Here is a 10,716-nt window from a genome sequence, read left to right as displayed (position 1 = left end):
AGACTGATCACGTTCGCCGAAACGATTGATCACCATCGCCGAAATCCGCACCCAGGCCGGCTTTCGGTAGAACCAGAGCCGCTTGAGCTCGTCGCGTAACACGTAGACGCATAACAGCGCCTGATTGGCCGCCAGCAATTCCTTCAGGTGCACGGCCTGATCCGGCTTGAGGTTGTGGCGGTTGCGCAGCAACAGCCAGCGGCTGGACTTCAGAACCTTGCGGGCTGGCTTGTCATGTCGGAGTTGATTGGCCTGATCGACCCGCACCCGATCGATCACTTCGCGGCCGTACTTGGCCACCACGTGGTACAGGTCGAAGACGATTTCCGCCTGCGGACACTGTTCCCTGATTTCGAGTTCATAGGCCGTGGTCATGTCGATCGCGACCGCTTCGATACGCTTGGCCGCGCCTTCGGGAAGCTGTTCGAAGAAGGCCCGGGCCGTCTCACGCGAGCGTCCCGGTCCGATCCAGAGTACTTGCCGGCTGATCGGGTCGACCACCACCGTGGCGTAGCGATGACCTTTATGCAGCGCGAACTCGTCCATCGCCAGATAGCGGATCGTTGACCAATCGGGCTCGCTCACGCGCGCCCGCAGGCGCATCTTGTCGATCGATTTGACCGTGTGCCAGCCCAGATCGTAGAAGGCCGCCACCGCCTGTACGCTGGCCGCTTGCAGCAGTTTCTCGCAAGCCTTGGCGAAGCGCTCCGTCACTCGCTGGTAACGGCCCAACCACGCCAGCTTCTCCAGTCGCGGGCCGCCGCAGCGTTCGCACCAGACCCGGCGACGAGGCACATGCAACACCACCCGGTATTCGAATAGCGGCAAGTCACGCACCCGACGAACCGTCGTCTCGTGGATCTGCTGGCAGCGTGCCCCACATTGCTCGCAGTACATGATCTTGCTGACCGGCTTCAAATACAGCGACAGCGTGCGGCCTTCGCCTTCCGGCCATTCCACACGCTCCAGTCGGTAATCCGTCCAGCAGCCCAGTGCCTGAAGTGCCTTTCGATCGAGCAATTGCATCTCCTGACGTCCTTAAAGTCAGGCGTCAGGTTACGCAATCGCTCTCAAACCCTCCACGGTTTCCTGCGATGAACCTTTTTTTTCGTCCAGCGTTTCGCGGCGGCCGCGAAAGCCGCGCGAAATCGTTCACGTTTTGGACGTCCGTCGCAGCATAGGCCCGCAAGAATAGACGCAAGCCGCACGTGCGGTTAGTCAACCAGAAAGGATCCACATGAGCACGATCAACGAAGAAGCGCACGTCGGCACCGATACCGCGGACGTGGCACCTGGCCACGTGGCCGTACTCCCGCCGGCGGGCGACGAAGTATCAGCAGTCAAGGGTAGCTTGGTTGAGGGTGACGCCCGGCAGACGACCGACGGCGCGGACGATGGTGAAGTCGAGCGGGAACTCGACGAGATGGAGAATTCGGCCAACGTGTTGCAGCGCGAAGGGCTGATCAGCATCGATGAAGCGAAGCAGAAGCTCGAAGAGGTGGCGCGCACCCGCACGCTGTTCCGCGACCTGTCGCCCGCAGAGCGCGCGCGAATCATCCAGCGGCGTCGCGAGATCGGTCGCGAGCTGATGAACAAGCAACTGTCGGGCGCCGCGGTCGTGACCGCGCGGGTCACGATGAAACACACGCGCCTTCGGCCGCTGTTCGAGCAGTGGTGGCCGTACCTGAACCGGATGACGATCAACATGCAGCGATTCGGTCGCGCGACGTACGGCGCGAACGAGCAGGGGATCGTCAGCACGTGGTTCGAGAAGCAGCTCGACCAGCTCGAAGCCTATGTGAACGAACAGCTCGACGTCGCGCAGGGCTTCCGCGTGAAGACCGAAACGGAGATGCGCGATCGCGGCGAGACAGTCTTCGCGCCGACCGTGACGAAACCGTCGCTCGATATCGAAGTCGAGGCATATTCGCGGTTCTCGATGCGCCTGCTCTCCGTGATCCTGAAGTTCGACGAGGTTATGGATCACTTCGATTTCCTCGTCTGGAACGGGATTCGTGACCAGTCCGACGTCGACGACGAGACCGCGCGCTTCCTGCGCAAGTTCCACCCGGTCGGCCTGCGCGGCTACACGACCCACCTGAAGCTGATGAACACCGTTCGCGGTAACTGATCGGGAAGACCGGTGCCATGCTCGACGAGTTGAATCCCCAACAGCGCGAGGTGGCACTTCTGCGCCGCCACTGCCTCGCGATCGCGTGCCCGGGCGCGGGCAAGACCAAGATGAGTGCGACGAAGGCCGCGTTCTTGCTGCAGGACCCGACGGCGGTGGTTGGCGCCGTCACCTTCAGCAAGGATGCGGCCGTCGAACTTCGCGAGCGCATTCTCGCGCTGGCGCCGCAGGATGCGAAACGCCGGCTGATCGCCGGCACTTTCCACTCGCTCGCGTACAAGCAGCTGCAACGGCCCGGCCGCGGGCGGCCGGACATCGCATCGGAAGGCGATCGCCTCGGGATGCTTGGGCGCGTGCTTGCCGAGCTCGGGTATGACTGGAAGGTCGAAGAGGCTGTGCCGATCATCGAGCGGATCAAGACGAACTTCGGTCGAGCTGATGAGGGTTCGGCCGAGGCCACGCTCTACACCGCTTACCAGGACGCGCTCGAACGCAACGGCAAGATCGACTTCCAGGACATGTTGCGCCTCGCCGTCGAGCGGATGCAGAGCGAGGACATCAAGCCGTATCGGTTCACCGATCTGCTCGTCGACGAGTTCCAGGATACGGACCCGCTGCAGTTCCGGTGGGTCGAGCTGCACGCGCGCGCGGGCACGCACGTCACGGTCGTGGGCGACGACGACCAGAGCATCTACGGGTTCCGGGCCGCACTCGGCTTTCGCGGCATGGAGAGCTTTGCGAGCACGTTCGAGGCGCAACGCGTGGTGCTGGGTAGCAACTATCGCTGTCGCGCGGAGATCCTGGCGGCCGCCGACCGGGTGATCCAGAACAACGTCGATCGGATGCCGAAGATCCTTCATGCCGCGCGGGGCGCTGGCGGGGCGATCGCGGCGCGGCGGTTCGACGATGAGTATGGCGACGCGGTGGCCGCCGTCGAGGCGCTTCAACCGAGACTCGCTGCCGGCGCAAGCTGCGCGATCCTCGCGCGAACGAACCGGATCCTCGATCCGATCGAGGCTGTGTGCCGATCGCACGGCGTGCCGTACTACCGGGCGTCGGGCGGATCGGTGCTCAACAAACCGCAGGCCGCGCTGATGTGCAACCTGCTGCAGGTGGTCGAAGGCCACAAGCAGAACGGCATCGACGCCGTCCTGGGCTACATGGGCATGAGCTCCTACGACCTCGGCGCGTTGCACAAGCGCATGGGCGCCGCCTTCGTCCAGATGCAAAAACAGGAGCTCGTCGGCCTCGGGCTGCGCGATGACACCGCGACGGCATATCGGGCCTTCATGAAGCGGCTGGGCGAGTGGCAGGTGCTCTGCCAGAGATCGTTCCACTCGCTCGCCTTGGAAGGCGTCTACGAATGGATGATGACGTATGCCAAGGGTGACGTCGCGATTCGGGCGATCCAGTGCATTTACGACATAGTGAGTCGCCTGAACGGATCCTTTACCGAGCGTATCGAGTTCCTGAAGCGCGACAACAACAAGCCTGGCGACGGCGTCCTGGTGCTGACGACGATGCACAGCTCGAAGGGGCTCGAGTACGACCACGTGTGGATCAGCCGATCGGAGGAGGGCGTGGTGCCTGATGAAAAGAGCCCGGAATCGGAGGAGCGGCGCCTTTTCTACGTCGCGATGACGCGCGCTCGCGATAGCCTGACCATCTCGTCGATCAAGAAGAACCCCGTCTCGCGTTTTGTGATTGAGTCCGGGATCGAACAGAATTCGGCCGCATGAGGCGGCCGGACTGGGGCGACTTCAGACCTGTCACTCGCCCTTGTTTACCGATACGAGAATACGGCACAGAATCGCGGGTGTCGGCCGGGAGGGAGGTGCGTCGGTCGCGGTCGTGATGTGGCTACGAAACTCCGACCTTCTCACGTCTCGAGCGCCGGATCCGAACCGCCACCGCGAACGCGCTGCGATTGAGGTAAAGGGTTGTCACTGAACCGAGTTGAAGCACCACGGACGCCAGAGCGAGATCGATAACAAATCCATAGAAGTAGAGCAATGCCCATTCGATGAGATCCCATTGATCGAAGCTGATCGGGAAAAAGTCCCATTGTCTGGTCCATACGCCGGTGACGGCTCGAACGCAAAAGTAAGCTGCGGTTTGTATGACCCAGGCGATTTGCGAGCTCACGTCGTCTTGGAAGAAGGGCACGAGACTCCAGAGGATGTATCCCGTGAAGATGATCACCGGGATCGTCCAAGCACATGCAACAGTGATGTCAGTAACGCGATGAAGCCGGCGGAGCGTCGTCATTGAGCGGCACCTCGGGATTCGAGACGCTCGGCTGCGGCCTCGCGATCGGTGGGTGTGTTTTCGATCACAAGCTCGCGAGATACGCGACGGAGTTGGCCATTGAGTGCGGCGTGCTGGCCGAGCCGGATCGTGCCGCAATAGAACACGTTCCCGAGCACACGGCCGTTGATTTCGAGCATGTCGCGAGCATGGACGTCGCCCTCCACGAGCCCATCGATCCGGACGATTTCGCCCTGAACCTTGCCCTTGACGATACCGCCGGCCCCGACGTGCAGCAGGCCCTCGGTGGAAATGATGTCGCCGTTTGCGAGGGCGAATACGCTCAGGCCATGGTCGAGGATCATGTTGCCTTCGACGACCAGGCCGGGCATGAGGACCGTCACGTTGTTCGGTTTCGCTTTCATGGTGTGCCTCTTTCAGAACAGTGGAACGTCGCCGGTCTTGGCGGGCGTCGAAGATTTCGGGGAGTGCTCGGTCTTCGTGGGTTCGTTATGCGGTGTGGATGCTGTCGCCTCGGTGGTAGCCGGCTCCTGGCGCGGCCGAACCGGTGCACGATGGAGCCTGCGCGGGGCGGGTTTTGGCTGCTCAGTCGGCTGCGCCGTGGGCGGTGCCGCGACGGGTGCTGACGTCGCTGCGGGCGGTGTCGGCGGGGGCGTTTGAACGGCTGTGACCTGTCGCTGGCTTGCGGCCGGATTCGAGGCCGCGCGCGCGGCTCGGATCGGCGACGTGGCGGCCCTTTCCAAATCGGTCACGGGCGCAGCGGCGCTAGCCGATGGCGCCGATCCGTCAGCGTCCCCGGTCCGCAGCGCTTGCACGTCGACGCGGGGCCGGTCGGCCGGCATGCCGGCGGTCGGCTCGGTAAAGTCCGCACTGGTGAGCGGCCGTTGGGAGCCGCGCGTCGTCGAAGCCGCTGAGGGCGCCGGAGGAGTGACCGGAGTTTGTGTGGTCGACCGCTCAACGTGTACGACCGCCTGCGGCGGATGGAGCGCGTGCCAGAGCTTCGCCGCGCTGACGCCCGTGAGTCCCGCCCCCGCTACGACAGCAAGGACGATCGCGGCCGGCCGGCCGAGTTTTCGACCGGTAGAAGAGAGTCGAGCGGTGACGCGCTCGCGCGTCGATTCCTGTCGGTCAGGAGCAGGGAGCGCCCGGACGTGGCTGTTGATGTCGATGACGACCGGTTGCGACGAGTATTGGGCATGTAGCGCCTGGATCTCTCGAATGTCCAAGATTTCCTCCGTGGATGATCGGCATACCGCGACAGCGTTTGAAGGCGCGGCAGGCTCAAGACGAGCTTATTCACCGGATTTCAATGTCAAGCCGGTGGCGTCGTGCTGCAGGTGCTGTCGCGTCAGTCTCGTGCGGAGCCGTCGGCGTCGTATCGGTCGTTGTCCGGGATGCACACGGTTCTCACGTGCAGGATCCGGCCCTCGGCGTTCTTGAGGATGTTGGCCCGGTCCTGCGGCGTGATTTTCTCCGCGAGCTGCGCCTCCATCGACGCGACGAACAGGCGGTCGTATTGAGTCAGGCACCTGACCAGCAGGCCGGCCAGCGGCCGCGTCACCTTCAATTCGATCTGTTCGTAAGGGAAAGTGAGCGCGCGCGCGTTGTGCCGTTCGACCCACGCGGTGGCTTTCCGCATCCAGTCGGCGGTTTCCCTCAGGGCGGTCTGGACGGCCAGTACCTTGCCGCCGCGCGCAACGGCGATCTTGGCCGCGCAGAAGTTGTAGTCGCTTCGGATGAACGTGCGTGCGAAGACAGAGCTGTAGTGCAGGATCGTGACCGCATCGGAATCCGGCACGATCTTGTCGATACGGCTGTCGCTCGTCAGGCGCTGGATTGGCTTCAATCCGGTCGACGTGGCGAGGCGCACCGGCGACTCGTCGGTGGGCGGGGTGTTTTGCGTGGGCGTGTCAGGTTGCCCGCGCCCTTCGTGCGGTGGTTCGAGAACGGCAGACATGATTTTTTCGGGTGGTCTCTCTCATCGATGATTCTGAGCGAGGCACTTGATGTGCGTACCGGCAAAAGCGAGCCTGTTTTCGTGAGCTTTTCGGGGAATGCGGGCGGAGATATTCGCGATACTGACTCTACTTCTCGCGTCCCTGACGCATCGACCTTGACTTCGCTGGCCGAAGTCCATCTTTTGTACAAGCCGTGCCTATGGGCATGCTCCGACTGGTTGGCAACCAGTGTGGAATTCCTTTCTGATGAGCGCCTCGCCCGTGCTCCCCATTTCAGTCATAAAACTCGTTGCTGGCCGCATTCAATTGCGCCGCGACGTCGTTCGACCCCGGACATCGGGTGTCTCTCTCCAGGCCTCTGTCTGGGTAGAACGACTGTAGTCGACTGAGCCGTGAACCTGCGTCGGAATGGCACTTCCGAAAATGGGCTGTAGCACAGCGTGACCATGCTGTGCGAGGACGACCTAACGTCCTTTCTATGAGCCGACCGGCTCCCTGAGCACCACGTCCCCGGAAGGGACGTGGTGCTTGGGTCATTTAACCGAATCCGCGAAGCGCGTTCCTCTGCCGAGGAACGCGCTTTTTTTTCGTCTTTTTTCTGTCCCGGAGGTGCGTGTGCTTCCCAATCGTCTCAATTCCCGGATTGCCGACGTGATCAGTCAAACGATCGCCGAGGAAAGGTCGACCACCGACACGACGACACCCGCCTGGCGGGAGCGTTGCGAAGTGGCCCAGGTCGCGATGTTCACCGACTCCGACCGCCGGATTTTTCTGTCCAGTATCGCCAACCGCCGCGGAGAGGCGGCTGCCAACGCGCTCGAGCAATCGGCGGATGCGTTGCGTACCCAGGCGATCTTCAAACTTGCAAGGAAACCATCATGAATGCAGTTGTCAGTTTGGCAGGCGGCCCCGTACGGAGCGTCGTCGAAGAGCGGGCGATGCGCCCGCCCGTGATCGGGAAGATCCGGCCCGGCATCAAGGTACTTACGTCGTCAGCCCGGGGCAATCCGGATGCGGTTGCGCTGTACGAAGCGATGGTGGCTGCCGGCGACTCGTTCGAGACGATCGGCAAGGCGATCGAGTCCCGTTGTCGACTCAGGAATGCGCTGGCGCCGCGTAACACCGACTACTTCACCTGCCGGCGCTCGGACTTCAACAATCCGGCCGTCGCTGACGAGATTCTCCGGCTCTACGGTGAGGATCGAGGGCAGGGCATCCGGCTCTACCGCTTCCCCGTCCTATTCGCCTTCAACGACTGGATGCAAAACATCCCGAATGAGATGGCGGCGTGGGGCTCGAGCGGTCGGAAGTACTTCTCGCAGTACGGACCCGATGGTCTGCGCTACTGCAAGACGTATGCGAAGGTCGAGCGCGATCCGCGGGCGCAGCGTGCGACTCGCCATTTCGGCGGCCGCGACGTGATTTTCCGGCAGGATGATGCGATTCCCGATGGCATCTGCAACCCCGAGCAATGCCCGCAGTACCAAAGCCGGCAATGCAACCTCGGTGCCCAGTTCATCTTCGCCATTCCCGATATCAAGGGACTGGGTTTGATTGAACTTCCGACGAACTCGATCTACGTCCTGCAGAAAGCATACGCGGCGATGAAGACGGTCCAGCTGGCTCGCGGCAAGCTGACGGGCACGAAGTTCTGGATCTCGAAGCGGGAATTCGACATCACGCGTATCAACGAGGCGGGCGACGCGGTGCGTCAGATGCAGATGCTGACCGTGCTCGATGCGGATATCGACATTGGTGCACTGCTCGACGGTGCCGAGGACGCCACGGCAGCGATCGAAGGCGCCGGGCGCCCCACACTGCCTGACTCTGGCAGCACAGTGATTCAGCTTCACCCGTCGGAGGGAGAAAGCCCCGCCATGCGCGCTGATCAGGCTGTAGCCGGCGACGGTCCACCCGAGTCGATGGACGAAAAGCGCCATCGCGTGCAGGACCTGCTGCAGCGCCTTCGCTTCGTTGAGGAAGACCAGCGCAAGGCCTTTCGCATCTACGGCCACTTCCGATTCGGACGCGGCTGGGTGGAACGGCCCACCGACGTCGACAAGATGATCGCGAGGCTGACGACGGCGCTGGAGGACCCGGCTTCACTTCAAAGCGAAATCGGCGCCGCGGTCGAGTCGTTCCACGGCACGTAAATGACACCCCTTTCGCCGGCCCTTCGGGGCCGGTGTCCTTTTCTACAGCGCGATCCGGAGAGCCCTTCAGCAAAACAATTTGCTCAAGTGCTTTCGACCGCGTGTTCCACGCATCGAAATCGTCCGCGCAAGCGGCTATCTTTTTGACCCATCCCTCTGGAGGATCCCATGCGCCGGATCGGCAACATCACGGCGTTTTTCGGCGCCGCCGACGCGTTCAGTAATTGGCACCCGTGCAGTTTCACGTTCCACGAAGTCACCTTCAACTGTGGCAAACAATTCATGATGTACGCGAAGGCCATGCTGTTCGATGACCACGCAACAGCGGAAGCAATCCTGTCGTCGACATCGCCACGCGAGCAGAAGCGGCTTGGCCGCTCGGTGCGCGGTTTCGACGAGGCTCGTTGGATTACGGCGCGCGAGAAGATCATGTTCGTCGGCTGTCGTGAGAAGTTTCGACAAAACGAGGCTCTCGCGAATGCGCTGCGCGCGACCGGGACGTCGGTCCTGGTCGAGGCGAGCCCGTATGACCGGATCTGGGGCGTCGGGCTCGGCGAACAGGATCCTCGCATCGCTGATCCATCCGCTTGGCAGGGGTTGAACCTGCTCGGCAAGGCGCTCATGCACGTGCGGGACGCGCTTTCTCGGTCGTAACTTTCCTTCTTGCGCCGGATGCCGGCGCAGACCTATCTCTGGCTGCCTTCGGGTGGCCTTTTAATTTTCTGGAGGCGTTGATGAAAATCGCGCATTTTTCTGACCTGCATTACGCGCCTGAAAACCTCGATGAGGCGGACCGGTGCTTCTCGCATGCGGTAGGTGACGCGATAGCGCGCGAGGCCCAGGTGGCGGTGATCAGCGGTGATTCGACTGACCATCGGCTCGACGCCCATGCGCCGGCGCTGAACGCACTCGCGACTCAGGTGCACCGACTTGCGCAAGCGATGCCGGTGCTGATGCTGCAGGGCACGTTCTCACACGAGCCGCCCGGGACACTCGACAACTTCGCGCTGATGGGCGCGCGGTATCCGGTGGCCATTGCGGACCGCGTCTGTCAGGTCGCTCTCTACGACGGAAACTTCTGGTTCTCGCGTGGGGCGGTGTTCGACGAGGACGAGGTGAAACACCATCTGTACAGCGAGCCCGAAGCGGTCTTTACCTGTCTTCCGACGATGAACAAAGCAGAGCTGGCGCTGCGCGTCGGGTCGCTGGCGGCGTCGACAGATCTCGCGGATACCCTCGCGGGGTTCCTCGCTGCTGCCGGCCGGATCAATGCGGCATTTCGAGCGGAAGGCATCCCGACGATCGGAGTGTCGCACGGCACGGTGAACGGTTGTCAGACGGAACACGGTGTCACGATGGCAGGATTCGACCACGAATTCAGCCTGAGTGCGCTGTTTGGCGCGGAGTGCTCGGCGTTCATGCTGGGTCACATCCACAGGTACCAGACGTGGGAGCGCGAGGGCCGCCTCGTGGGGTATCCGGGTTCGATCGGACGCTTCCACTACGGCGAGCTCGGCAACAAGGGTTACCTTTCGTGGGAAGTCTCGGCGACCGAAGCCCATGCGGCGCTGGTTCCGACGCCATCTCGTGAAATGGTCTCTGTTGCTTTTGACGGGCCGCCTGACACGATCGAGCTGATAGCACTCGCGGCCGCGTCCGCCGGGAAGTTCGTGCGTATCCGCTGGCAGATCGACGAAGAGCATAAGCAGCTGGTCGACCGCAAGGCGATCGAAGCGATGTTCTCGACGGCCGCCGGCGTGAAGCTCGAGCCGCGCGTGCTTCCTGTCATGCGTAGCCGGGCAGAAGGGATCAGCACGGCGCCGACGGTCGACGCGAAGTTAACCCGATGGTGTGAGCTGGCCGACGTCGATGCTGTCCCGCTGGTTGATCGGCTGCAGCTGCTCGAGGCCGGCGAACCCGACGCGATCGCGCAAGCGACCCTGGCGCGTTTAGCCAGTGCTGATGAGCCCGCTCGTGGTCAGTCCGGCACGCCCATCGTCGAGCCGGCTTTGTCGCTGGCCACAATGGCGACTATCTCGCCGGTCGCTGACGAACCATCCTGGCTCAGCGACGATCTGTTTGCGGCGTAGCTTTGCCCATGGACGGTTTGCATTCCGTCACTTTCGAACACTAGCCGTGTTCCGATAGCCCGTGTGGCTGCGTATTCCGGCGAACGTGATCACGCATTTCGGCGGATCGTGATCAT

10 protein-coding genes are annotated in these 10,716 nt (G+C 62.6%); 6 read left to right on the top strand and 4 right to left on the bottom strand.

What is annotated here, in order from left to right; translation table 11 throughout:
• Positions 1 to 1,020, bottom strand: a 1,020-nt coding sequence (locus tag ACSHSS_RS28720; protein WP_445545847.1) for an ISL3 family transposase, incomplete at its 3' end; no start/stop codon positions are given.
• 217 nt (positions 1,021 to 1,237) lie between these two features.
• Between ACSHSS_RS28720 and ACSHSS_RS28715 the strand changes: the two genes are divergently transcribed.
• Both ACSHSS_RS28715 and ACSHSS_RS28710 read left to right on the top strand, forming a co-directional pair.
• Positions 1,238 to 2,131, top strand: coding sequence for an ATPase (locus ACSHSS_RS28715; protein ID WP_445545846.1), 894 nt, complete (start codon positions 1,238 to 1,240; stop codon positions 2,129 to 2,131).
• Between the two features lie 17 nt (positions 2,132 to 2,148).
• Positions 2,149 to 3,870: an ATP-dependent helicase gene (locus ACSHSS_RS28710; RefSeq protein WP_445545845.1), complete on the top strand. Its 1,722-nt coding sequence runs from the start codon at positions 2,149 to 2,151 to the stop codon at positions 3,868 to 3,870.
• 121 nt (positions 3,871 to 3,991) lie between these two features.
• On the opposite strand, the gene ACSHSS_RS28705 is transcribed toward ACSHSS_RS28710, so the two are convergent.
• The 3 genes from ACSHSS_RS28705 to ACSHSS_RS28695 form a co-directional block, all read right to left on the bottom strand.
• The gene (locus ACSHSS_RS28705) at positions 3,992 to 4,399 is read right to left on the bottom strand and encodes a hypothetical protein (protein WP_445545844.1); all 408 of its coding nucleotides are present in this window, start codon (positions 4,397 to 4,399) and stop codon (positions 3,992 to 3,994) included.
• Positions 4,396 to 4,803, bottom strand: coding sequence for a bactofilin family protein (locus ACSHSS_RS28700; protein WP_124902151.1), 408 nt, complete (start codon positions 4,801 to 4,803; stop codon positions 4,396 to 4,398). The genes ACSHSS_RS28705 and ACSHSS_RS28700 overlap by 4 nt, the downstream gene beginning before the upstream one ends.
• A gap of 944 nt (positions 4,804 to 5,747) precedes the next feature.
• Positions 5,748 to 6,356: a DUF1845 domain-containing protein gene (locus tag ACSHSS_RS28695; protein ID WP_124902149.1), complete on the bottom strand. Its 609-nt coding sequence runs from the start codon at positions 6,354 to 6,356 to the stop codon at positions 5,748 to 5,750.
• A 616-nt stretch (positions 6,357 to 6,972) separates the two neighbouring features.
• Here ACSHSS_RS28695 and ACSHSS_RS28690 point away from each other — a divergent pair.
• From ACSHSS_RS28690 to ACSHSS_RS28675, 4 genes are all read left to right on the top strand, one after another.
• Positions 6,973 to 7,239 carry a DUF7696 family protein gene (locus tag ACSHSS_RS28690; RefSeq protein WP_445545843.1) on the top strand — a complete coding sequence of 89 codons (267 nt, stop codon included), beginning with the start codon at positions 6,973 to 6,975 and terminating at the stop codon, positions 7,237 to 7,239.
• A complete protein-coding gene (locus tag ACSHSS_RS28685) occupies positions 7,236 to 8,510 on the top strand; it encodes a recombination directionality factor (RefSeq protein WP_445545842.1) in 1,275 nt (424 codons plus the stop codon). The genes ACSHSS_RS28690 and ACSHSS_RS28685 overlap by 4 nt, the downstream gene beginning before the upstream one ends.
• A 168-nt stretch (positions 8,511 to 8,678) precedes the next feature.
• Positions 8,679 to 9,164: an NADAR family protein gene (locus ACSHSS_RS28680; RefSeq protein WP_445545841.1), complete on the top strand. Its 486-nt coding sequence runs from the start codon at positions 8,679 to 8,681 to the stop codon at positions 9,162 to 9,164.
• Between the two features lie 80 nt (positions 9,165 to 9,244).
• Positions 9,245 to 10,600, top strand: a complete 1,356-nt coding sequence (locus ACSHSS_RS28675; RefSeq protein WP_445545840.1) for a metallophosphoesterase family protein — start codon at positions 9,245 to 9,247, stop codon at positions 10,598 to 10,600.
• Positions 10,601 to 10,716: the final 116 nt, after the last annotated feature.

This window comes from Burkholderia sp. BC1 (genome assembly GCF_052683555.1).
Note: the sequence above shows the minus strand (reverse complement) of the source record. Positions and strands in the feature narration are given on the sequence as shown.